Annotated in this window: 24 protein-coding genes; 14 read left to right on the top strand and 10 right to left on the bottom strand. The window is 44.7% G+C overall.

Annotated elements, in window-relative coordinates; all coding sequences use genetic code 11:
• Window positions 1–9 precede the first annotated feature (9 nt).
• Window positions 10–1,167: an efflux RND transporter periplasmic adaptor subunit gene (locus ACWYVB_RS05705; RefSeq protein ID WP_074189827.1), complete on the bottom strand. Its 1,158-nt coding sequence runs from the start codon at window positions 1,165–1,167 to the stop codon at window positions 10–12.
• A 518-nt stretch (window positions 1,168–1,685) separates the two neighbouring features.
• On the opposite strand from ACWYVB_RS05705, the gene ACWYVB_RS05700 reads away from it, so the two are divergent.
• The gene (locus ACWYVB_RS05700; protein WP_457528320.1) at window positions 1,686–3,203 is read left to right on the top strand and encodes a phospholipase D family protein; all 1,518 of its coding nucleotides are present in this window, start codon (window positions 1,686–1,688) and stop codon (window positions 3,201–3,203) included.
• 89 nt (window positions 3,204–3,292) lie between these two features.
• Window positions 3,293–3,880 carry a class I SAM-dependent methyltransferase gene (locus ACWYVB_RS05695; RefSeq protein ID WP_074189826.1) on the top strand — a complete coding sequence of 196 codons (588 nt, stop codon included), beginning with the start codon at window positions 3,293–3,295 and terminating at the stop codon, window positions 3,878–3,880.
• Between the two features lie 50 nt (window positions 3,881–3,930).
• Here ACWYVB_RS05695 and ACWYVB_RS05690 read toward each other — a convergent pair whose 3' ends face one another.
• Complete coding sequence (locus tag ACWYVB_RS05690; protein ID WP_074189825.1) at window positions 3,931–4,401, bottom strand: ASCH domain-containing protein; 471 nt, start codon at window positions 4,399–4,401, stop codon at window positions 3,931–3,933.
• A 200-nt stretch (window positions 4,402–4,601) separates the two neighbouring features.
• Here ACWYVB_RS05690 and ACWYVB_RS05685 point away from each other — a divergent pair, with 200 nt between their 5' ends.
• On the top strand, window positions 4,602–5,447 hold the full coding sequence (locus ACWYVB_RS05685; protein ID WP_005392681.1) for a tetratricopeptide repeat protein: 846 nt from the start codon (window positions 4,602–4,604) through the stop codon (window positions 5,445–5,447).
• Between the two features lie 13 nt (window positions 5,448–5,460).
• Window positions 5,461–5,856, top strand: coding sequence for a DUF2391 family protein (locus tag ACWYVB_RS05680; RefSeq protein ID WP_005373896.1), 396 nt, complete (start codon window positions 5,461–5,463; stop codon window positions 5,854–5,856).
• Window positions 5,857–5,865: 9 nt separating this feature from the next.
• Here the strand turns inward: ACWYVB_RS05680 and soxR are convergent, their stop codons facing one another.
• Window positions 5,866–6,297 (bottom strand): redox-sensitive transcriptional activator SoxR, encoded by a 432-nt coding sequence (soxR, locus tag ACWYVB_RS05675; protein ID WP_258615096.1) that lies wholly within the window; start codon window positions 6,295–6,297, stop codon window positions 5,866–5,868.
• A gap of 201 nt (window positions 6,298–6,498) precedes the next feature.
• On the opposite strand from soxR, the gene ACWYVB_RS05670 reads away from it, so the two are divergent.
• The 5 genes from ACWYVB_RS05670 to fusA all read left to right on the top strand — a co-directional run bounded on the left by ACWYVB_RS05670 (window position 6,499) and on the right by fusA (window position 13,228).
• Window positions 6,499–7,707, top strand: coding sequence for an MFS transporter (locus ACWYVB_RS05670; RefSeq protein WP_074190012.1), 1,209 nt, complete (start codon window positions 6,499–6,501; stop codon window positions 7,705–7,707).
• Between the two features lie 172 nt (window positions 7,708–7,879).
• Window positions 7,880–8,761 (top strand): LysR family transcriptional regulator, encoded by an 882-nt coding sequence (locus ACWYVB_RS05665; RefSeq protein ID WP_074189824.1) that lies wholly within the window; start codon window positions 7,880–7,882, stop codon window positions 8,759–8,761.
• Between the two features lie 101 nt (window positions 8,762–8,862).
• Complete coding sequence (gene dgcN / locus ACWYVB_RS05660) at window positions 8,863–9,867, top strand: N-acetyltransferase DgcN (protein ID WP_074189823.1); 1,005 nt, start codon at window positions 8,863–8,865, stop codon at window positions 9,865–9,867.
• Between the two features lie 50 nt (window positions 9,868–9,917).
• On the top strand, window positions 9,918–10,910 hold the full coding sequence (gene dgcA, locus ACWYVB_RS05655) for an N-acetyl-D-Glu racemase DgcA (RefSeq protein WP_074189822.1): 993 nt from the start codon (window positions 9,918–9,920) through the stop codon (window positions 10,908–10,910).
• 293 nt (window positions 10,911–11,203) lie between these two features.
• On the top strand, window positions 11,204–13,228 hold the full coding sequence (gene fusA / locus ACWYVB_RS05650; protein ID WP_258615090.1) for an elongation factor G: 2,025 nt from the start codon (window positions 11,204–11,206) through the stop codon (window positions 13,226–13,228).
• 75 nt (window positions 13,229–13,303) lie between these two features.
• Here the strand turns inward: fusA and ACWYVB_RS05645 are convergent, their stop codons facing one another.
• Window positions 13,304–13,498, bottom strand: a complete 195-nt coding sequence (locus tag ACWYVB_RS05645; RefSeq protein WP_005392673.1) for a hypothetical protein — start codon at window positions 13,496–13,498, stop codon at window positions 13,304–13,306.
• 210 nt (window positions 13,499–13,708) lie between these two features.
• On the opposite strand from ACWYVB_RS05645, the gene ACWYVB_RS05640 reads away from it, so the two are divergent.
• Window positions 13,709–14,503 carry a phosphotransferase gene (locus tag ACWYVB_RS05640; RefSeq protein WP_457528315.1) on the top strand — a complete coding sequence of 265 codons (795 nt, stop codon included), beginning with the start codon at window positions 13,709–13,711 and terminating at the stop codon, window positions 14,501–14,503.
• On the opposite strand, the gene nqrM is transcribed toward ACWYVB_RS05640, so the two are convergent.
• From nqrM to ACWYVB_RS05625, 3 genes are read right to left on the bottom strand one after another with little or no spacing between them, the layout of a single operon-like run.
• The gene (nqrM, locus tag ACWYVB_RS05635; RefSeq protein WP_005392671.1) at window positions 14,481–14,690 is read right to left on the bottom strand and encodes a (Na+)-NQR maturation NqrM; all 210 of its coding nucleotides are present in this window, start codon (window positions 14,688–14,690) and stop codon (window positions 14,481–14,483) included. The genes ACWYVB_RS05640 and nqrM overlap by 23 nt on opposite strands.
• A 1-nt stretch (window position 14,691) precedes the next feature.
• A complete protein-coding gene (locus ACWYVB_RS05630) occupies window positions 14,692–15,207 on the bottom strand; it encodes a NifB/NifX family molybdenum-iron cluster-binding protein (RefSeq protein ID WP_457528312.1) in 516 nt (171 codons plus the stop codon).
• Window positions 15,204–15,494 carry a DUF134 domain-containing protein gene (locus ACWYVB_RS05625; RefSeq protein ID WP_048625148.1) on the bottom strand — a complete coding sequence of 97 codons (291 nt, stop codon included), beginning with the start codon at window positions 15,492–15,494 and terminating at the stop codon, window positions 15,204–15,206. Before ACWYVB_RS05625 ends, ACWYVB_RS05630 begins: the two co-directional genes overlap by 4 nt.
• 502 nt (window positions 15,495–15,996) lie before the next feature.
• On the opposite strand from ACWYVB_RS05625, the gene ACWYVB_RS05620 reads away from it, so the two are divergent.
• From ACWYVB_RS05620 to ompV, 4 genes are all read left to right on the top strand, one after another.
• Window positions 15,997–16,896 carry an ABC transporter permease gene (locus ACWYVB_RS05620; RefSeq protein WP_046873819.1) on the top strand — a complete coding sequence of 300 codons (900 nt, stop codon included), beginning with the start codon at window positions 15,997–15,999 and terminating at the stop codon, window positions 16,894–16,896.
• Window positions 16,889–18,118 (top strand): quaternary amine ABC transporter ATP-binding protein, encoded by a 1,230-nt coding sequence (locus ACWYVB_RS05615; protein WP_457528310.1) that lies wholly within the window; start codon window positions 16,889–16,891, stop codon window positions 18,116–18,118. The genes ACWYVB_RS05620 and ACWYVB_RS05615 overlap by 8 nt, the downstream gene beginning before the upstream one ends.
• A 256-nt stretch (window positions 18,119–18,374) precedes the next feature.
• Window positions 18,375–18,911 (top strand): copper resistance protein NlpE, encoded by a 537-nt coding sequence (locus ACWYVB_RS05610; protein ID WP_046873821.1) that lies wholly within the window; start codon window positions 18,375–18,377, stop codon window positions 18,909–18,911.
• Between the two features lie 218 nt (window positions 18,912–19,129).
• Window positions 19,130–19,906 (top strand): outer membrane protein OmpV, encoded by a 777-nt coding sequence (gene ompV, locus ACWYVB_RS05605; protein ID WP_457528308.1) that lies wholly within the window; start codon window positions 19,130–19,132, stop codon window positions 19,904–19,906.
• A 73-nt stretch (window positions 19,907–19,979) separates the two neighbouring features.
• Here ompV and ACWYVB_RS05600 read toward each other — a convergent pair whose 3' ends face one another.
• From ACWYVB_RS05600 to ACWYVB_RS05590, 3 genes are all read right to left on the bottom strand, one after another.
• Window positions 19,980–21,647, bottom strand: a complete 1,668-nt coding sequence (locus ACWYVB_RS05600; protein WP_181869524.1) for an ABC transporter substrate-binding protein — start codon at window positions 21,645–21,647, stop codon at window positions 19,980–19,982.
• Window positions 21,648–21,806: 159 nt separating this feature from the next.
• On the bottom strand, window positions 21,807–22,421 hold the full coding sequence (locus tag ACWYVB_RS05595) for an outer membrane beta-barrel protein (RefSeq protein ID WP_104970238.1): 615 nt from the start codon (window positions 22,419–22,421) through the stop codon (window positions 21,807–21,809).
• A 180-nt stretch (window positions 22,422–22,601) separates the two neighbouring features.
• The gene (locus tag ACWYVB_RS05590) at window positions 22,602–23,486 is read right to left on the bottom strand and encodes a LysR family transcriptional regulator (protein ID WP_005392662.1); all 885 of its coding nucleotides are present in this window, start codon (window positions 23,484–23,486) and stop codon (window positions 22,602–22,604) included.
• Window positions 23,487–23,519 lie beyond the last annotated feature (33 nt).

Genomic DNA, 23,519 nt, shown 5'->3' with positions numbered 1-23,519 from the left:
AACTCCTACTTACTGTACGACGGTTTCGGAGTCGTCACTCTTTTTTGCGATTTGTACCGCCATGCCTTTTTGAGGGTACTCCGGCAAGGTAAGTACCAACTTATCACTTTGCTCTAAGCCTTCCCCCACGAGTAAAAACTCACCTTCTGCTCTCAAGACCGTTACCGTCCGAGGTTGAAGTTGATTCTCACCATTCACTACCCATACCGTGCGATTTTTGACTAATTCCTGTGGCAGGCGATAGATATGCTTTAGCTCCTTACCTGTGAAGCTCACTTCAACGTAGGAGCCAAATTTAATTGGAGGCTGCTGATTATCAATACCATATGGGTCAGCGATTTGAATGACCATGTTAATCATTCGGGTAGCGCTATCAATCATGCCTAAATCACGAACCACTCGACCTTCTCTAGTGGTAGAAAATACACCTTGCTGCGTCACTGTCGCAGTGAGCTCATCAATGGATTCGGGTAAAAATGCACTATCAAAACCGGCGATTGGTACGTGCACCTCCGCCACTTCAATGTTGTTTAGCGTGGCAACTCGAGAGCCAGATGTGACAAATTGACCAACACCAATATCACGCTCAACAACCAGCGCATCGTAAGGTGCAACGACTTTGCAATTTTCTAAATCTCTTTTTGCTCGTTTGAGTGCCGCTTGAGCCGACTTCACTTGCGCTTGCGCGCTCAAAACGTGAGGCTTACGTAAATACAGGTCTGTCACTTGCTTATCGCTCAGTCTCTTAGCCTGGCGTTTTGCCACTTCCGCTTTGGCTTGCTCCTCAATCAAGCTCGCACGTGCGCTAGCTAAATTGGCCTCGGCTTGCAAAACCGACGCTTCGTAGTTGTCACTTTCAATCGTGAACAGTACTTCTCCTCGTTTCACGATCCCACCCGTTACAAAATTAGGGTGCCAACTTATCACTTCACCACTGACTTGCGCGGAAAGATGTGTTTTTTCAAAAGGGACTAACTCACCATGGCTGGTTATCACCACTTTATGATCGGTAGGAAAAAGAGAAGAGGCCTGAACGGTAGGCTCTGTAATGGCATCTTTGGTTGACTCTTTTTCCGGAGCTGTCGCAGCGATTGCGGCATATCCTGCATAAGATCCACCAACGACAACGAAAGGTAAAAGCCAACGTAATACGGGTTTTGCTAACATCGAAAATCCTTTTTTATTGTTGTTTTCATCACCATGCTTTTATTAAATCTTTGACTCCCTGTAAGCATGATGGTGAGGGAATTACATTTGAATAGACGTCAAAGCAGCGCGTACCTTGCTTTTTCGGTTGCTAACTACAGAGTTATTGCCAATTCAAAGTTAATAAAATTAACAAAAAATTAACTAACTTCGCAAGTTGCCCTGACTTAACTCTTCTTTTAAATAGCAAGGGACGTGCCAGGCATTTATTTATTAAAATTCAAAGAGTTATTATTACTCAACGATTTTAACCAGTGTGCTATTGGTCATAATCACCAGATATTAGTGATTATGACCAATTCAGACACAATCATAATTAAAATAAATGATTATCTGCGTTCAAAAAGGTGAACTTAATCCCGAGAACATGACAATTCATTGATTAATAGCCCGTTATCCAACCTTGTTGGATGCACGCTGCGGCAACTTAGGTCTATAATTTCTGATAAGTAACACTCTGTAAGACAAGGAAATGTACTTTGTTACATACACTCGCTAAGCTGCTCTTCCCTTCTTTATTCACAATTTTATCGGCGTGTTCATCCGTGTCATTGAACGATCCCAGTGAAAAATCCACTAGCTTCCAACTTGGGTATCAAGGTGACTCTGTGCTTGCACAGTACTTTGAAGCTTACGGGAAAGACCCAAAGTCAATCACTGGCTTTTCTCCTTTAAATCAAGGACACGATGCCCTTCTTGCTCGCACCTCTCTAATCGAGTCCGCACAAAAAAGCCTTGATCTTCAATACTATATTTACCGTGGTGACGAAACGAGTCAGCTAATAACGTGGCGCTTGTATGAAGCTGCAAAGCGTGGAGTCCGAGTAAGGCTGTTGCTTGACGATATGCAAAAGCGAAACGATGACGTGATGGCTGCCCTCAATGCACATCCTAATATCGAAATCCGCTTATTCAATCCGCATCAGTATCGCGACTCCCGCTGGTTCGCACTTGCCAGTGACTTTGAACGTCTTAATCGCCGTATGCACAATAAATCTCTGATTGCAGACAGTGTTTCTGCCATTGTCGGGGGTAGGAATATCGGCAATGAGTACTTTTCTTTTGAATCACAGGTCGAATTTGGTGATTTTGATCTACTGCTCTATGGTGAGGCGGTACAACAAACTGCAGATCAGTTCGACCTCTACTGGAATAGCGCCTATGCGATACCAATGGAATGGATAACACCGGACTCACAGCAAATTACCGACCTGGCGATTCAAAAGCAGGTCGACAAACTCCAGCTAGAGGAAAAGTTCTCAACCGGCCGTTATGACTTCACTAAACTGGATATGTACCAAGCTCTCAAACAAGGCAATCTCAAGCTCTACTGGGGAGAAGCAAAAATATGGTTTGACTTACCCGATAAAGTTGCGACCCGAGAGAGCCAACTTATTGATAATTTAACGGAGCTGGTTAAAAGTGTTGAACATTCATTTGTTCTTATCTCCCCCTATTTCGTCCCAACCGAAGTCGGCACACAAGCATTGAGTAACGCGGCCAAGCGAGGCGTTGATATCACGATTGTGACCAATAGTCTCGCCTCTAACGACGTGTTTGCCGTGCATGGTTGGTACGCAAAATATCGAACAGACCTACTCGAAGCTGGGGTCAAGCTATGGGAAGTAAAAGCAAGCGCGAAACTCAAAAGCAAGTGGAGCCTCACGGGGAGCAGCAGAGCAAGTTTACACGCAAAAGCAATGACGATTGATGACAAAACTCTGTTTGTTGGCTCGATGAACTGGGATCCACGTTCAGCCGCTTTGAATACCGAAATGGCCGTTGTTATCGAACAGCCAGAATATGTGCAAATGTTTCTAGAACAACTGCCGAATCAATTGTCGAATAACGCCTATGCCTTAACTCTGCGCGACGGAGACATTGTCTGGACCGACATAAAAACAGGCAAAGAATATGATTCTGAACCAGAGGCCGGAGTATGGCGAAAAATGGGCGCTTGGTTCTCCGGCATATTGCCAATTGAAGATCAGCTATAACAATTGCCAATGTTTCAAAACCTCCCCGATAAAGCAAGACAAGAATGGACACTAGATTTGGGGAAACACAATAAATACAAGGAAGTTCAATGTCTGCACAATGGAACGAGTACTATCAGAAAATTTTAAACCAACCTCACCGCCCAAACGTAGAAAATGCCGTAAACCTATTGAAACTCGAGAGCAAAGTCGCTCTTGATATTGGCTGCGGAATAGGTCGAGACAGTCATTTCCTCCTCGAACAGGGGTTTAACGTTCACGCATTTGATAGCCATGAAGATGCAGTAAAAACTTGTTTAACACGCTTTGAAGGCCAGAAGCGTTTCTCAATTTCACAGTGCTGTTTTACTGAGTTTGACTACCCTCAATGCAGCCTGGTTATCGCGAATGCCAGTTTGTTCTTTTGCCCGGACGAAGGCTTTGAGCAAGTTTGGACCAAAATAGACAGTGCCTTACAACCTGGCGGTATCTTTTGCGGTGATTTCTTAGGAGTAAAAGACTCCTGGGTTGCATCAGAAATGCATCCGAACATTACCGCATTAACGAAAAAGGAAGTGGAAAGTTTATTCGCGGATTACGAACTCATTTCATTGAATGAAAGAGATGAAGACGGAACCACGGTAGTCGGAAGCCCAAAACACTGGCACATGTTTAGTGTAACCGCTCGCAAGCGCTAAAAGCGGTCTCTCAAGAAAGCAGCACTTCAAATCAGTGCTGCTATCAGCGATTAATTGACTGGATAAACCACTTCAAAACGCTCCAAAACTAGCATACGTTTCTCATGCCAATCTATGTTCAACTCATCGCATTCAGCTTTAAAAAATGCAGTATGCGCGTCACGCCACCAGTTTAAGGTTCTATCACCTTCGCCTTCTGCGTAGGCAAACTCTGCGGTTACATCCTCATATTTGCATGTGCTGACATCAGTAATTCGTATCACACAAACGGGGTCACCGTTCCAATTCGTGACGACTTGTAAATGGCCGACTTGTGGCATGGTTTCGCCATGCTCTCGATACCAAAGCTCCAAACTGCACGATGCAGTTTTCTGTCCAATACGAACCAAGTCTGCGCATAAATTCGCGTTGTATTCATCGGCACAATAATAGTCAGCACTAACTGATGGTACGGCTGCTCTTTGTTCTGGTGATAATAATTTTAGATACTGCTCTAAGTAATCCTTAGCTCGCGCGTCCATGCTCACTCCATTAATCATAAATTCGCAAGGAGGATAAAAGATATCACGGCAAATAACCACCAGGAACAAACTGAAAAACAACAAGAATATGACTTTTACGTAGACGACAATTATTTCTTTTGTAATAACTTTGCTAAACGTTTGTGCTATTTGCTATTGTTGCATGGTCTATCTGTACTCTTCTCGTGAAAGGACGTTTTATGCGCTTATTTATTGGTATTTTTTTCTCGCTGATACTTGCCTTGCCGACGATGGCATCGGACGAAAAGTATTCAGAATCGGATCTGTTAGATAGACCATTAATGGAACGCTATATTTTAGATGAGCTAAAAGCACTGCGTCAGGACTATCAGAGCCTAGAAAAACGAATGATCACAGAGATCACCGACCGCGAGCTGACGGTTGCGGATAAATCGTTGAACTATGCCAACGTGACCGTAACCTACTTCTTCTACATCATCGCAGGTGTCGCATCGCTGATCGCCTTTGTAGGCTGGCAATCTCTGCGTGAGTTTAAACACAACACCAAAGAGATGGCGGATAAACGATTAGAAAAGATCGCCCAAGAATACGAGAAGAAATTTGTCGCCCTTGAGCGAGATTTAAAACGCAAAACTCGCATTATCAGTGAAAACAATAAAGAAATTGAGAAAATCAACGAGATCCATAACTTATGGTTGCGTGCGCAAAGCTCACAAACACCAGAGCAACGTATTGAAATCTATGATGAGATCTTGCTGATTCGCCCAGGTGATTTAGAAGCGTTGACTTACAAAGCAGACGCCGCGATGGAAATCAACGAATACCACTGGGCACTAAGCATCTGTAACCGCGTACTTGAAGTCGATTACACCAATGGCCCTGCACTGTATCAACGCGCTTGTGCATACTCTCGTCTTGGCATTGAAGAGCAAGCCATTGAAGACTTGGAACGCGCTATTGAATACAGCCCATCTATTCGTGACTTGCTTGCCGAAGAGCGAGACCTCGAATTGCTGCATGGTAACGAGCGCTTTGAAAAGCTCTTACACCTAGCAAACGAATAATGGAATGAGCAGCATGAGTAGTCACTTTAACTTAGAAGACGCCAGCCAAGTGTTGGTTGGCGCTTTTGCCCTCGCCGTCCCCATCTCTTTTTCTGAAGAGGCGTGGCGACTGGGTGAAAGCTTGCCAATGGCAAACCTGCTCATGCTGTTAAGCCTTTCTGTCATTTTCCTCAGTTTTTTCGCCTATCAAAGCGTGTTCCAAAGCCACATAAAAAATCGCGTATCCATTTTTATTTTTCGTGTGGTTATCGCGTACCTCATTGCGGCCGTTGTGGTGGCGTTAGTTCTTTTCTGTCTTGATAAGCTGCCACTCATGAATGAGCCTTTGGTTGCGATAAAACGGGTCATCGTCATCACAATGCCGGCGTCAATGGGTGCGATTGTGGTGGACAGTTTCGACAAAGAATAGGAATAACACCTACTCTTCTAACGTTAAGTTAGAACCCGAGTGGTCTTTGCCTAACACATCTTCTGGGTTTCGCAGTGCGCAGGTTTCTAACGACAAACACCCGCAGCCAATGCATCCGCCCAAATCGTTTTGCAGGGCTTTGAGCTTTTGAATTTTTTGCTCCAACTGTTCATGCCAATGGCTCGCCATGACTTCCCATTGCTGTTTGTTTGGCGCTTGATGTTTCGGCAGCTCATCTAGCGCATGTTTGATCTCTTCTAACGACAACCCCACTTGCTGCGCCGCTTTAATCACCGCAACACGGCGCAAAACGCTGCGGTGGTAGCGGCGCTGATTACCTTGATTTCTCCAGCTCGAAATCAGTCCTTTTTGCTCGTAAAAATGTAGGGCAGATACTTTCGCTCCAGAACGTTTTGCCACTTCTCCTACGCTGATTTCCATCCTTGACTCCCTGTGTATCAATTTTGTTAAAAAAATGCTTTACCTCAAGTTTACTTGAGGTTTTAAAGTTGCACCATCTTAATTAACGCTAAACCCAGATGGTCTCGAAATAATGCGTTCGGAATGAACAAGTTGGTCGACAAACACAGCACCGTTATAAGTCAACGTTTTGAAATCCAAAGGGAACTTGAGGCAAACATAATGAAAAATAAAACTCAGCCGTACTTAGCTGGCCGCTTCTTTGACAGTATCTCATCTGGCTTGTTCATGATGGCACTGCCATGGGTCATGCTTTCCGAGCCCAAAATGGGCACATTCGTCGCTTTAGTTTCTCTGAGCTGCACCGCGATTTCTTTTCTGGCAACGCCTTTCTTTTCCACTTTAGTTGACCGACACTCACGCAAAGCACTCCTCGTACTCAATCAATGGATTCAATCGGGAATGGCTTTGGTGGTGTTCATTGCTTATTGGTTAGGGTTTGAGTCCCACTGGCTGCTGGCTTTTGCGCAATTGGTGTATTGGGTTTCGAGTAACTTTGCATGGACGACCAACAACGCCTTCACTCAAGAAAATTATCAGCATCACGAATACGCAAAAATTTCGGGGCAGCAAGAAATCGTAATGCAATCCACGACCCTAGGAGCTGGTGCGTTGGGTATTGTTTTGCTTGAAATGTGGGGAATGAAAGAGTTTGCTTTGTTTGCAGCCAGCGCATCCGCTTTGGCGGCGATGTTTTATATTCTGACGCCGTATACCCAACAATTAAGGGCATCAAAATCTGTTGCTTTCATCGCACAACTCAAAGAGAGCAAACAAATATTCCGTCTCGAACCCCGCTTTTATGGCTTTATTCTGCTCTCTTGTCTCTCTTATCCTGCATTGACGTATTTGAGCAAATTGGTGCCGATTTGGTTTTCTGAACAAGGCATCTCTGGCGATTGGTTTGCAGGGTTCAACATCAGTTTTGGCCTCGGCTCGTTGCTAACCGGCTTTATTGTCACCAAAGTGCTAAGCCGAGCCTCCCATAGCCACATTATGTTTGCTTCGATGGTCATGGTATCTCTTGCGTTTATCGGGATGAGTTTTGCAATGAGTCCTCTCATAATCTTGTTGTTTACGGCTCTGTTTGGTGTGTTTAACGCGCTAAATCGCATTGCGAGAGTCAACTGGATGCATCACACCGTAGCGGTTCATCAACGTGGTCGTGTTGATGGCGGCATCAGCATGTTTTCCACCACCATTCAATCTCTCAGTTATGTATTAATCGCGATGTTGAGTCATTACGAACTAACACAATACGGTTTTGCAATCGCAGCTGTTGTCATGGTGTTAGCAGTGGTATTGATGGGATTACTCAGCCGAGACGTCGAGCCGTTTAACGACCAGCCCCTTCATGCAGCGGCAAAGTGAAGCATAGAAATTGAGAAGTTGAGAAATTGAGAAGTTGAGAAATTGAAAAGGTGAGATAAGAAGATAACCAACATCGTCTTCCTAATTTTCTACACCAGTACTTTTTTCCTCTATCGCTCATCAGCAAGGTTGGGTATTCTGAGGCGACCAACATGAGCAGAAGGAATTCGCAGTGAACTTAAGACAATTGGAAGTCTTTTACGCCATTATGCAAGCAGGAACGGTGTCAGGTGCTGCTCGCTTACTGCACGTTTCCCAGCCCAATGTCACTCGAGTTCTCGCCCATACAGAACAACAACTGAGCTTCGCTTTATTTGAGCGTGTAAAGGGGCGTCTCGTTCCCACTCAAGAAGCCAAAGCCTTATTGCCAGAGGCAGAAAAGGTCTATCAACAACTCGGACAATTTCGCTCTCTGACCAACAAAGTCAAACAGGGAACTCAACATTTACGAGTTGGTGCTCCGCCTGTTTTGGCCGCACACTTGTTAGCGCCGACTGTCGCGTTGTTGTCGAAAGAACACGGCATCTCCTTTGAGCTCTTAACGGCCAATCGCGATGAGCTGTGCTCAGGCTTACTGAAACATGAACTGGATGTCGCCATTGCGTTCGGTGAAGAAACGCCACCCGCGATCATGGGGCACATGTTATTGAAAGAAAACTTGGCACTGATCGCTCCTAAAAGCGCAGCGATACCCACAGAAAAAACCGTCATTTTAGAAGAACTCATCAGTGACGATTTACCCATTATCGGTTTAGATAGCCGGGACCCTTTGGGTCTATTGCTGCATCAAACCTTATCGGCGCGTGACGAGCATTATCAACATGCCATTACCGTCCGCAGCTACTCCGCGGCGGCTGAACTGGTGAAAAACGAAGCAGGATTCGCGATTGTAGACCCTTGGACTGCAAAACAATATCGCCAAGATAATGCCGTTTCCGTGCATGCTTTGGAGCCAAATATGTCCTTCTCTGTCTCTATTTTATTCGCAGAGCACACACCTCAATCCATTGCGACAAAGCAATTTATCACCGCCCTAAAACAACAGATGGTTTAAAGGTATAACCTGAAGTTATACCTGCCTAACAAATAAGCATTCGGTTTCCTAAATCAGTCTGGCTACATTAATGAGCAATAACGATGACGAAGGGAACCATCATGCAAATTGCTCAACCTTACCTACTCTTTCTTGGCGATGTAACCGATCCACTCGCAGCAAAAACCGCGCGTGGCATATATCAATGGCGACCTGAGATTTGTCTTGGCCAAATCCGCCTGACGCCAGAAACCGTATCGCTTGGTTTAACCGACATGACACTACAACAAGCGCAGCAGCAAGGAGCAAAAACGCTGGTGCTTGGCACTGCAAATCCAGGAGGCGTCATTCCTGAAGCTTGGCAAGCTACCTTACTTGAAGCGGCAGAAATGGGATTTGAAATTGCATCGGGCATGCACCAACGTTTGGCGGAATTTGCTCCTCTTGCCGATCTAGAACAACGCGGATTAACCAAACTGTATGATGTTCGCCATTATGATGCCCCGCTCAAGGTCGGCAATGGCAAAGCTCGCGCAGGCAAGCGAGTACTTACTGTAGGGACAGATTGCTCCGTTGGCAAAATGTACTCTGCCCTTGCCATTGAGCATGCATTAAAGCGTAAAAACTGTCGCGCAGAGTTCAAAGCAACGGGTCAAACCGGAATTCTCATCGCAGGCAGTGGCATTTCAATTGATGCCGTAGTTGCCGATTTTATCTCCGGCGCAGTAGAAGCGATCAGCCCCGACTTCACCGACCACGATTGGGACATCATCGAAGGGCAAGGTTCGTTATTTAACCCTTCGTTTGCTGGCGTAAGTTTGGGCTTACTTCACGGCGCACAAGCGGACGCTCTGGTACTGTGCCATGAGATTGGTCGCCCGCACATCCGCAACTTACCACATGCGAGCTTGCCAACCATTGAACAAACGATAGAAGCGAATCTGGCCGCTGCTCGCCTCACAAATGCAAAAGCTCAATTAGTGGGTATTTGCTTAAACACTTCGGCGATCAGCGAAGAAGATGCAGCCCAGCTATGCCAGGATTGGAGCGACAAATATCGGGTGCCCGTCACCGACCCTGTGCGTTTTGGCGTAGATGCGGTTGCAGATAGGCTCCTTACGATTTAAGAAACATTTACGGTTTAGAAAATAACTGCGGTTTAGGGAAAACTAGTGAGATGAAAATTCATGTAGAACCCGTCACGATTGCTATGGCGACACCATTTCGCATCTCTCGCGGCAGTCGGACAGAGTGCCACGTAGTCCGCGTGACAATTGAACATCGAGGCATGATCGCCCAAGGAGAATGCACGCCATACCCTCGTTATGGTGAATCGGTTGACTCGGTAATTAAGGCGATTTCTCACGCCGCGCATGAACTGAAAAGTTTGTACGCCAAAGGCGAAGCTGATGCGATGGCTCTCAAAAGCCAGCTTCAATCGTTATTGCCCGCAGGGGCGGCAAGAAATGCATTGGATTGCGCCCTTTGGCATCTTCACGCGCTTTTGAGCCACAAGCAACAGGTTCACGACCTCTTTACGTTACCCGAGGCGATTGTGACGGCGATGACGGTTTCTATCGACACGCCGCAAGCGATGGCAAAACAGGCGCAAGCTTACCTTAGCCAAGGCGCAAAACTGCTTAAGGTAAAACTGGATGGTGAACACGTGATTGAGCGCGTTGCAGCAGTACGTGACGCCGCGCCGCACGCACAAATTGTCTTAGATGCGAATGAAGCATGGCAAAACCTCGACCTCGCTACGGTATTTGCTCAACTCGAACCGTTTAATATCACCATGATCGAGCAACCGTTGCCACAAGACTGCGACGACGTACTCGCTAGCATTCCGCACCCCATTCCACTTTGCGCCGATGAAAGTTGTCACACCAGAGAGCAATTGCATCAACTGCTTGGCAAATATGAAATGGTGAACATTAAGCTAGATAAAACGGGCGGGCTCAGTGAAGCATTATTGCTGGCCGACGATGCAAAAAAACTCGGTTTTAGCCTCATGTCCGGTTGTATGTTGGGGACGTCGCTGGCGATGCGTGCTGCGTTACCCATTGCTGCTCAGGCGAGCGTTGTCGATCTTGATGGCCCGGTGTTGCTCGGACAAGATGTAACGCCGAGCTTAGTTTATCGCGACGGCGAAATCGTTCTTTCCAAATAGCCTAAACAATCCAGAGGTTTTGATCGAAAAGTCAGAACCTCTGAGTTTATGATCTCGATTAAAAAACAATCAGCCCCATCATGAAATAAGTCACATAAATTATACGGTTATTACGGCATGCTAAGATTACAGTAGTCCAAGAAGGTGGTCTTATGCATCGAGTCATCCGGAAAATGACATGGAAGACGAATAGGCGGTAATCCCGCCCTACTCCAATGCAGTGCGTGGGTTTCTCTAACAACCCACTTCCTAGCAATTCGTAGGTTTTTCACGCCATCTTGCAAGGAGGCTCTATGCCTATAAACAAAATACGCAATATCGCTTTCGTCGGCCAAGCCGGGACCGGTAAAACCACGCTGATAGAAAAACTGCTCTTCACCTGCGATGCCACTCACCATTTAGGCAGCGTAGAAAAAGGCGATACCGTTACCGACTTTGACCCTCAATCCATCCAATATCAACACAGCATTGAAGCAACGCCAGTCGCACTGCGCTGGAATAAACATCGGCTCAATATCATCGACACTCCGGGACAAAACGAGTTACTTGGCCGTACGATCAGCGTTTTTCCCGCCGTTGAAACATCCGCCCTTGTCATCGACCCTCAAACCCCACTAAACCAAACTTCCGATCGCTTATTCACCTTTGCTAAAGAGCAGCAAAAATGTCAGATGATCATCATCAATAAGCTCGATAACCACGGTCATCAGTTAGAGAGATTGATAGAGAATATCGTTGAGCATTTTGGTGACCACTGCTTGCCGATCAACTTACCTTCGGCTGACGGGGAATCTGTAGTTGACTGCTATTTCGAACCAGAATTGGGACGAGAAACCTTACTTGCAACGGTAGATGAAGCTCATGAGACCTTGATTGACCAAGTTATCGAAGTCGATGAAGAACTGATGGAACTGTATCTGGAACAAGGTTCCGAACTCACCGCAGAGCAACTGCATGATCCGTTTGAAGAAGCACTGAGAACTGGACATGTTATTCCGGTCTGTTTTGTCTCAGCACAAACCGGCGCGGGCGTCGAGCTTCTGCTTCGTACCTTGGCGGAGATCATGCCCATGCCAAACGAAGGTAACCCTCCTCTATTGGAAAAGAACGGCAAAAAAATCAAAGTAAATTGCGAAACCTTAGAGCACACCGTCGCACACGTGTACAAAGTCAGCGTCGACCCATATATGGGAAAACTTGCCTACTTACGTGTGTATCAGGGTGAAATCAATGCGGGCAGCCAGCTTTATATTGGCGAAAGCAACAAGGCATTTAAAGTTGGGCACTTATATCAACTGCAGGGCAAAGATAGAACCGAGATCCCTCGCGCGCTTGCCGGCGACTTCTGCGTTTTAGCCAAAGTGGATGATCTCGAATTCGATTCAATCGTTCATGACTCTCACGAAGAAGATGGTGTTCAACTCAAGACATTGGACCTTCCTGACTCCATGTATTCTTTGTGCTTGAAGCCTCTTAAGCGTGGAGATGAGCAAAAATTAGGCGATGTACTGAATAAAATCGCCAGCGAAGATCCTTCGCTGCGCATCGAACATCGCGCTCGCACCAACGAAACCATCATCAGCGGCCAAGGGGAGTTTCACCTCAAAGTCGCATTAGAAAAGATGGCGAACGTGTACAAGCTGGACGTCGAAACCTGCCAACCAAGCGTCGAATACTTTGAAACCATCACCAAACCTGCCGAAGGGCATTATCGACACAAAAAACAAAGTGGCGGTGCAGGCCAGTTTGGTGAAGTGCAATTGAAGGTTCGTCCACTCGAACGTGGCGCTGGATTTAAGTTCATCAACAAAGTGGTGGGTGGCGCCATTCCAACCGCGCTCATTCCTGCTGTAGAAAAAGGTATTTTGCAAGCGTTAGAGGAAGGCGCGATTTCTGGCAACCCAATCAAGGATGTGGAAGTCACCGTTTATGACGGTAAATACCACTCCGTCGATTCGAAAGAAATTGCGTTTGTCATCGCAGGTAAGAAAGCCTTTTTAGATGCGATTAACAACGCCGATCCTATTGTGCTAGAACCCATTGTCCAGATGGAACTGCACATCCCAACCGCGAACGTTGGCGATGTTTCTGGTGATTTATCTGGAAACCGAGGCTTGATCGAAGGCACCGAGCCAATCGACAGCAGCTTCACCTTACTCAGAGCCAAGTCACCAGTAAATGAGCTGCAAGATTACGCTCGTCGATTACGCTCCATCACTGGTGGTGAAGGCAGCTTTAGTATGACCTTAAGCCATTACGAGCCCGCGCCACCAGCAGTGCAGAAACAAGTCTGCCAAGGCAGTACACAACAAGGTTAATTCCTTACGATTCAAATCAATCATATAAATAAAAAAGCGCCCTCATTTTGAGGGCGCTTTTAGGTAAAAGAAAAATTATTTATCGAGAGACAAACCGATCTGACTGATTTTATTTTCAAACTCTTCGATGCTGTTCGCTTTGTAAGTCGGAGCACCGTTAAAGTAGCGCGGTTTCTCTGGCAGCATCGCATTTTTCAGCTCTTGTTCTTGATCGACATTGTCATGATAAACCGTTACACGATTTGGAATATCCTGCTTTATTACAGCCATATTGGTTCTCCTTGTTTAAATCGAATATTAAGCGTAGAACGTGGTTAACGATGCGTAAAAGCCACTGTGTAAAATTTAGACACTAGCGACAATTTTATACTCAAACCATTGCATTATTTTGTTTCAATGTTCTCTTTAAGTATTCTTGGATCACACACCTTTCGCGTTTAAGGTAAGTGAAGGTTCCACCATCAAAAGACAGGATGTCTTATGTCAAAGCAAGAGCTTAACCAGATGGGCAGTGCCAAAGTTTATCTGGTAGAAAAACACGGCATTTCATTCATTGAAAAGCAGCAGGTAGAACAGGTTGAGGTCGCTTTTTATCAACACCAGGCTAAACCATTCAATGAACTTGGCATTCTTGTACCTGAGCTCATTGATTACGATCACCAACAAAATACGTTACGAATCGAGTATATCCCGCACTCTGTCAATCAAGAATTCCTGCTTGAAGAGCCGCGCGTGATAGAACAACTAGCTAAAATACATAGACTATCTCCGACATCAAATGGTGTTTATCATCCTCATCAGTGGACACAACCAGCCACTTCCCAAGCTTTAAGCACGCTCAAACTAGACGCAAAAACAGAGCGGTTCTTTTATCAGCTACAAGAGCAATCCGGCCCGCTTTTCAACGCCAAAAATTTGATCTCTGGAGACACCAATGCCGGGAACTGGGGGCAACGAGATAATGGCGATTTGGTGCTGTTCGACTGGGAACGTTTTTCGACAGGGCATATCGCGATAGACTTAGCGCCACTAGTCAAAGGCATGGGCACATTCGAAGATTATCTTGGTGTGGCGCATACCTATACCAAGACGGCAAAGCAAAGCGATGCGAGTAATTTAGCAAGAACGATTGCAATAGCTAAAACGTGGATGGTGGTAGAAGTGGTGAATATACTGGTCTCGAGACAGAACACTCAGACCAGTAAATACATTGACTGGTTTAAACAAACCTTACCGAAATGGGCAAAAGATCTTAGCGCTCAGATGACGAATTAGGTTCGGATATTTGATACAAACGTCTTTCAGGCTCTGCACAAGAGGTTTCACAATTGCACACCTTATCAACACCGACATTATTCAATCCGCCACAACTCCCTTGAATACGCTTGTTGTGGAAAATGACGCCAAGCGACATCAACAAAATGATTGCGAGAAAACCAAGAAAGGTAAATAACCAAACCATATTAACCAGCCTTATTAGCCATCGTCTTTAGCCTAAGTATAGCAGGGCGAGATGTCACTTTAAGTAGCCCTGTTGGTGCTTTCGGTCTTGCCAGCAAGGAGGGTTTGGATTTTTTGCCACCACAACCACAGGAACCGCAACCGCCTTTTGGCTTGTGAGCATTTTTCTTATGATTGTTTGAGGGACGACCTTGAGACGGCTCAATGAGAGGCTCTCTTGGAACCGCAAGTACATCTTCCAATGAGCTACGGGTAGAAAGCCTGAATACTTGCGTGCCACTACGAAGTAATTTGGCTAGTGCGCGTTCACCGATATTTCGTACAAGTACAGCATCCACATTGTACTCTTGCAGAGACTGAATTAACTGAGACTTCGCATTGCAACCTGCTTGTGGCATCGAAGCAATGTTCGCTAAGTTTTTTAGCATGCCGTTAGTATCAGAATAAATAGCAATATATGGTGCTTTAACAAAGTGGTTTGCCACCCGCTCACCATCATTAGGAATAGCATAAATCATAAGTTTGACTCCTCATCCGGAAAAACTAATGCATGACCTTCAACTAAACTTTTTGCGACTTTCAATCTTGCACTTTTTACTGTGTTACCAAAAGTTTGTCTAGAGACGCCCATCTGATCAGCAGCTTGCTGCTGGCTAAGCCCCTCTAAATCGGCCAAACGCAGTGCTTCTAGCTCTTCTGGTAATATGGCGACTTGCTCCAACTGATGAAATGGCACGCCATTAGGTTTGAAACAATGGTGTGCAGCACGTCCGCATATTCGTCTTTCTATCTTTGGTCTTGCCATCATTATCCCTCGAAAACACAGGGTCAAATTACGCCTTAAACTGGCATATGCCAATAACATTTTTAGCATATGCCAATAAACTAAGTTTGCAAAAATCGACACGATAAATACGTAAGACATCAGGATTAATTAGACATCTAAGAATTGACAAACTTTGGTGACAAACGAGCAAAAAGATCAATTCTAATTATCTAGATAATAAAAACGTTAGTTTGCGCAGACTTTTCATACAAATACGCGCTAATGTATTCATTTTATTGGAGAAGAAAAACTATAATCCGATCAAATCATTCATTTGAACACTAATGATTATTTTATTAAAAGAGTGTCTCCCTAAGTAACTATAAAGTGCAGGTCGACTGCATTGAAATGAGCCTAAAGGGTAAAACAATAGATGGAGGACCTATCGAACCACCAATCATTACTTGGTCTACGATCCCAGCCATTCTTGCTGAATCACGTCTCTTGAGGCCACCTAGATATATCAGAAAAGGAAGTAAATATGTCTGACTCGAATTGGCTCAGCGAATTCCCAGAAATGGATCGCTCTGATCTTAGAGCGATTCGCAAAACACTCGATGGCGCCTACCGAGATTTCTCTCGTGAATATGGTGAACTTATCGAGTCTCTCTTTGATCCGCTCCTTTCATTTCTTGTCTGGTTTGAAAAACTGCTTATTTCAACACCTTGGGTCGTTGTTTTAGGCGTCTGCACCGCCCTCGTTTATGCCGCTAGTCGCTCCTGGAAACTGGCTATCGCATGTTTTGGCTCACTTATCCTGATTGGCTACTTCGGCATGTGGGAAGACACAATGCGCACGCTCAGTATTATCACGGTGTGTACCATGCTGGCAATCACACTCGGGATCCCTATCGGCATCGCCATGGCGCGCTCTAATCGTATTCAGTCAGTTGTGACACCATTACTCGACGTCATGCAGACCATGCCGGCATTTGTGTACCTCATCCCAGTTGTGATGTTACTCGGGATCGGGAAAATTCCTGGCCTCATCGCAGTAGTGATCTACGCGATTCCACCGGTTATTCGTTTAACTAATTTGGGTATTCGTTTGGTGGATAAAGAAGTGTTGGAAGCCGCAACCGCATTTGGTGCCAGCAGTAAACAGCGGCTTTTTGGGGTCCAACTTCCGCTCGCAATGCCAACCATCATGGCAGGAATCAACCAAACGATCATGATGGCACTGTCGATGGTCGTCATCGCATCGATGATTGGGGTAAAAGGTTTGGGCCAGCCCGTTCTTAAGTCGATTACCAATCAATATTTCACTCTTGGTCTTTTAAATGGTCTAGCCATTGTCGCTCTAGCGATTCTTTTCGACCGCGCTTCACAAGCGTATGCGAAACGCACTCAAGCCCATCTAGGAGATTTAAAGCATGACTAGTCCACTTATCGAAATCAGCGGTCTGTATAAAATCTTCGGACCTAAACCCAACAGCGTGATAGAGCGCGTCAAGTTGGGATATAGTAAAGAACACGTGTTAGCGGAAACGGGCCACACGGTCGGGCTAAAAGACATCAACCTCCAAATTAAAAAGGGCGAGATTTTCGTCATCATGGGTTTATCCGGTTCAGGAAAGTCCACCATGATTCGCCACTTCAATCGCCTAATCGATCCAACCATGGGACAGATTTTGGTGGAAGGGGTAGATGTCATGCAGCTTTCTAACAAGGAGTTAGAGCAGTTTCGTCGTCATAAGATGTCGATGGTGTTTCAACGTTTTGGCTTATTGCCTCATCGCACTGTTATCGACAACATCGCTTACGGTTTGGAAATTCAAGGAATAAGTAAAGAAGCGCGCTTAGAAAAAGCAAACGAATGGTTGGATACCGTTGGATTAACGGGTTATGAGAACCAGTATCCCGCTCAGCTATCAGGTGGTCAGCAGCAACGTGTAGGCCTCGCGCGAGCATTGGCAACCAACGCCGAAATACTGTTAATGGACGAGGCATTTTCAGCGCTGGACCCACTGATTCGGAGCGAAATGCAGGATCAGTTAATAGAACTGCAACAGCAGTTACACAAAACGATTGTTTTTATTACTCACGACTTAGATGAAGCATTGCGCCTTGGCGATCGCATTGCGATCCTTAAAGACGGTGAGCTTGTCCAACAAGGTTCACCAGACGAAATATTGCTGCATCCTGCCGATGAGTACGTTGAAGCCTTTGTAAAAGACGTCAATAGAGCGCGAGCATTGACGGTTGAGACTGTGATGCAGCCACCTTCATATCGCATTGCCGCTAAAACCATTGAAGAAGCGCTCAGTGAGATGAAACGTGTTAAACGTAATTATGCTTATCATGTGACCGATGCAGGCTATCAAGGCGTGATAACGCAACAAGGGTTACTAGACGCGACGAAGTTAGCTCAAACCCCAAGCTGGGATGATGATATCTATGAAGAAGTGCCTATCATCTCTCCCCATTCCGCCATTGAGCAAATATTGACTGAAACCATGTCGTGCGAATACTCACTGCCCGTTGTCGATGAGCATGGTCATTTGAAAGGTGAATTAGAGCGTCGTACTATTGCTGGTTTATTCGCTGATGAAGACAGCACAAAACGAAGCACCTCACGTTCAAACATCGATAAGGCCTCTTAACTGATTTAATAAAACAGCTCACAGCAATGTGGGCTGTTTTCACTATCTCTGCCACCACCCCTCTAGATATTTATTTGTAGACTCAAGCTTGATATCCCAGTCAACATTTACATTGTTCTGATTTTCCTGACAATTTCATGCTCATATTCGGTTTTATTGACATAGATAGATCATTCTATTGCTTTTTGATGACGCAAATACCTGATAAATGTCTACTATTACTCTCATACAAAATCTTGATTTAAAGAGGGATAAAATGAAAAAAACAATGTTGGCACTAACAGGCGCGGTAATCATTCTTGCAGGCTGTCAAGATGAGAAACCTGCCGAAACAAGCGCAGTTGAAGTACCTCAAGCGACGGAAACTGAAGTCACTACTAGCGCAGAAGTTACTACAGAGACAATTGACACGCTGCCAGTAGCAGAAGAACAAGTCATCACTGAAGAAACATTTGTAGACTCTGAGCATAACGCACAAAATGCCCTGGACTGGAACGGCACATACAAAGGTACGCTTCCATGTGCGGATTGTTCAGGTATCGACATGACCATCACACTAAATCAAGATGGCACTTACGTACTTGAAGAAAGCTACCAAGACAAAGAAGACGGTCAGTCAAAGTCTGAAGGCCAATTCACTTGGGATGCAAACGGCAGCATCGTAACGTTGACAAACGAAGATGCGCCAAACCAATACTTTGTTGGTGAAAATGTACTTATGAAGCTAGACATGAATGGCGAAAAAGTAACAGGTGACCTAGCACCGTTATACAATTTAACGAAACAACAATAAGTTAGTATCGATACCTGATAAATAATCTAAATCCGAGCTACCCCAGCTCGGATTTTTCTTTCCATCGACGGCGATTGTCTTTCTTATCTTCCTTCTCTGATCTTACATTCCGCTTCTTATCCTGATGGTTCATTACATTTCCATACGCTTTGCTGATAGAGGCTTACAACTTCATTTTGTACAGTGTTCAAAACAAATCAGAACAACTCGGAAAAATGATGAAAAAGACATTAATTGCACTACTAACTCTGACTGCTGCTGCTTCAGCGGTTGCTGGTGATACTTATATTCGTAACGGTAACATCTACAACAATGAAGGTGGCTGGAACGCGGAAGTCGGAGTGGCTCATGGCAGCGATCTTTTCAAAGATCAAAAATACAATACAGCTCCAATTCTAAATGGCGGTTACCATGGTGACGACTTTAACGCCGATCTAAGTGGCATTAACTACCGCTTCTTCGGTAACACCAATGAATTAATCAACATGAGTGCTTACCTTGTTGGCAGTGGTGTCATGCGTGACGGTGATATTGCAAAGAGCCTGAAAGGCACGGATAAACGTCGCTTTGCTGTCGATTTAGGTTTGAACACTGACTTTACGTTAGATCAACACAATGTGATTTCAACATACCTTCAACATGATATCAGTGGTGCTTACAAAGGTTACTTAGCGGGCGCGACTTACTTCCACATTATGAACTTCGGTAGTGTTGATTTTGTTCCTTTTGCTAACCTAACTTATCAAAGTGAAGACTACGTAGATTACTACTTTGGCGTAAAACAACGCGAAGCAAATGCAAACCGCAAAGCGTACAAAGGTGATTCAACAGTAAGCTATGGTTTAGGCTACAAGCTAGTCATGCCAATCAACGATAGCTGGCAAGTGAGCCAAATGACACAATACACTCGCCTAGGCAGCGGTATCAGCGATTCCTCGATTGTTGATAGTGCAAACCAATGGGTTGTTGGCGCGAGTGTGTCGTACAACTTCTAACTCTACATTCCACATAAAGCCATCATTGCGATGGCTTTACGTATTTATACTCTTATGCCCGTATCGAAATATGCTAGTTAGAGTGAGCGATCCAAAGACGATGCAAATCGCTGTAACCCGTATTTTCCACCTGAACACCGCGCACTTGCTGTGTTTTCGTTACTTCTTCATAACCAACAAATAAAGGCAAATAAAGGTACTGCTCTCTTAACGCTTTCTCTACGCCCAAAAGAGACTGTAAAGGTTGAGCATTTGTCATGGCTTCGCGAAGGTTTTCTCGATGGCCCAACATCTGGCTTTGATCAAAACTAAAACGCAAACCTGTTGCTATAGATAGCCATTCAAATACGCCATACTCAAACGGCGCTTCCAATACTTCTTCAAGGAAAAGCAAGTCCGCTCGATGTGATGCGACTTCAGGAAAACTAATATCATCAATAATGACGATCTCCAGCTCTAATCCCGTCGCCCGAATCACACGGTGCAACCACTCAGAGTGACGAATTAAACTCGGTATCGTCCAGACTGGCTCAGCTAGCGCTACTTTACCTTGTAGCTTAGGCGTCACAACAGCCTCTGCTATTAGTAAATCGTGCTCTTGGGTCGCTAACTGAATACTGTCAATGGCACTGTGCGCCTCATAGATTCTCTTTTGCGCATTGATGTAATCGGCGAGTTGATGCCAATCTTCTTTTGCAAGATTAGAGTCCGCGCGCTCCCGATAGGTCAAATATGAAAATGCACTGATTTTTTCCACTTCAACGTGATCAGATGTTTGGTTAAAACTCAACATATTCAGGGCCTTAACATCACCATGAGACAGCGTAATTTGGTCTAACAATGCACGCGCTGAAAAATATTCTTTGTGTGCTTGAAGAAGCATACTCTCTTGGTTCCAACCACTGATTTTAAATGGTCCAGTACCTATGTGGTACGAATAACCCGAGCCGAAAGAAACAACATCTCGACAAAGAATAGAAGCGTGAGGAGTGGTTAGTATGTATGGAAAAAACATGTTCGGATGTTTCAATGTAATTTTTAAGCAACTCGATGTTTCGGCAACCACACTGTCAATACATTGCCAGAGCTCGTGTACTGGTCCTTTTATTTCCTTAAGTCTTTCTATGCTCCAAACAACATCTTGTATGCTAAGAAGTTCGCCATCGTGACGATATATTCCAGGTCTCAACCATAACATCATCACATTGCCTTCCATTTTCCACTCATGTGCTAGCGAAGGCTCGATGCCACCATTGGAATTTTGAGTCAGCAAAACATCATAAACACTTTTCGCCACATGCAGTTCAGTATGACGATAAGTATTCGCAGGATCGACCTTAGACACCCAAGGATAAGAGGAGATCAAAATAGCGTTATTTGATTCATTCAACTGGTTCACTTTTTCAGAGGCAATCGTCAGCGCCCTGACAGCACTTTGGCCAAACCAATCGATAAGTTTTGTTATCGAGTTCATTCTTCCCCGACCAAGCTCCTCTACCAAAAATTCGGTCATCGCTTGTTGAAGGGAAATAGTAATATTCAGGCGGCTGGCGTTACTTCTGCCAATTGCAGGTTTCCAATCTACCCAACCGTAAGTGGCAAGCTTTTTCATCACAATAGAAACATTGCGCCTTGACGTACAAATTACCACTTCAAGCTCCGACAGCGTAACAAAGTGATATTGATGAGGTTCAAAGTGCTTTAACAGTAGATCCAGATACCTAAGATTGACATCGTTCACAAGGCTTCCTAAGCGTTTTTCCAAAGCAAAAAAATAGCATAGTAAGCTTAACAACTAAACTTACTATGCTATATCTAAGCAAATTTAAAGCTCGGGCTTAGCTCGACCAACAGAAGTCAAAAACGTTTGCTACGCCCAGAGAGCACTAAATACTTATTCTTAGAAGCGGTAGTTCATACCTACTGAGAATACATTGATTTCAGTATCAACGGTTCCTTTGCCATACGCTCCTTTTGATACTTCTAGCTCAGGCATCATGTACTCCCACTCAACCTGCAGTGCAAAGTTTTTGGTAATAGCAAATTCAGCACCTAAACCGTACATGCCAGTAACCGTGCTATCAGAAAGCGTGGTATGGCCAGTACTGCCGCCTAAAACCGCATTACTCACTTTTACTTCAGCATTAAAATAGGAAAGGCCAGCTTTCGCAAAAAGATTAAAATGGTCACCGATTGGCAACGTCGCTTTTGGTTGGATGGCTAAAAACTTCATATCGCCAACTGTGACAACTTTGCCGTCTAAAGCATCATAGCCACCAATGGCTGCTTCTAGAGAAATATATTCGTTGAACTTGTAACCACCAAATACTTTACCTGACAGGCTTGAATCATCTTCAAGTTTAAGCTTAGTAGTTGCGGTATTTCCACCAGCGCTGAGTGAACCGTTTACATCACCAAACGATGCTTGACCTACAGATACACCAACGTAAGGAGCTGCGTTTGCAACAGAACATGTTGCTAGAAGGGCTGTCATTAGCCATGTTTTTTTAAACATTGTATTTCACTGCCTGTTTATTATTGAGGTTGTGTTTTGCCCATCCTTAAGCATGCAATGCTATCCATTTCACTTGGTTTCAAAACCAAGTTGATGTTAATGAATAAAAACTCAATAAAACATGAAATATTTAAACACAACTTTGCCACTTTCTTTCTTAATCATGACAATTTAGTCATTTCACAAGCACTGTTGCTTCAACCAATTAGTGAGTTTGATAATTTCCGCCTGCTTGGCTCGGCTCTTTTTATGAATAAAATAAAAGCTGTCCCCCGTCTCTAATCCATGAGAAGGGATATACACCAAATCATGCGCTTTATCTCTTTCATTGAGCATAAAATCATTCGCAAATGCGATGCCTTGGTCATAACGTGCAGCCTCAATTGCCAACAACATATGACTAAAATGTTGAACATCGACATCTTTTGGCAAAGTGTAACCACCCGCTCTGCACCACTCTGCCCAGTCTTTTCCTCTCTCACGATAAATAGAGTCTGTCGACAAAATAGGATATCGCCAAAGCGCTTCTGGAATGGGTTGATCTTGTAACTCTTTCCAAATTTTATGGCTGCATACCGGATACAGCGTTTCCGCGTATAACTTCACCGACATATAGTTGCGCTTTGGCTTCTCTACCGTGATAAAACAATCACCAACGCTATCTGTCTGCTCAGGATCACCAACAACCATATTGAGTGTCAGATCGATTTCCGGATGTAACCGCTTAAAATCAGACAAACGCGGAATAAGCCACTTTACGGCAAGCGAGCTATAAATCGCTAAACGTATGCTGCCTTTGTCCCCTTCTCTCACCTTTTGGCTGGCCATCGCAATAGAGCTAATTGCCGGGCTAATATCCTCTAAATAACGAGCACCAGTATCCGATAAAGAGAGCTTTCTTCCTTGGCGAATAAATAATGACTCGCCCAAATAATCTTCCAATAATCGTATCTGATGACTAACGGCACTTTGCGTCACATTGAGCTCTTCAGCCGCAAGCGAAAAGCTAGAGTTTCGAGCGACAGATTCAAAACAGTGAACCGCTCTGAGTGGTGGCAATTTCATTATCTAAAAATCTCATACTTAAACTAATAAATA

The organism is Vibrio sp. JZG10 (assembly GCF_054064075.1).
This window is presented reverse-complemented; position numbering and strand designations above follow the sequence as displayed.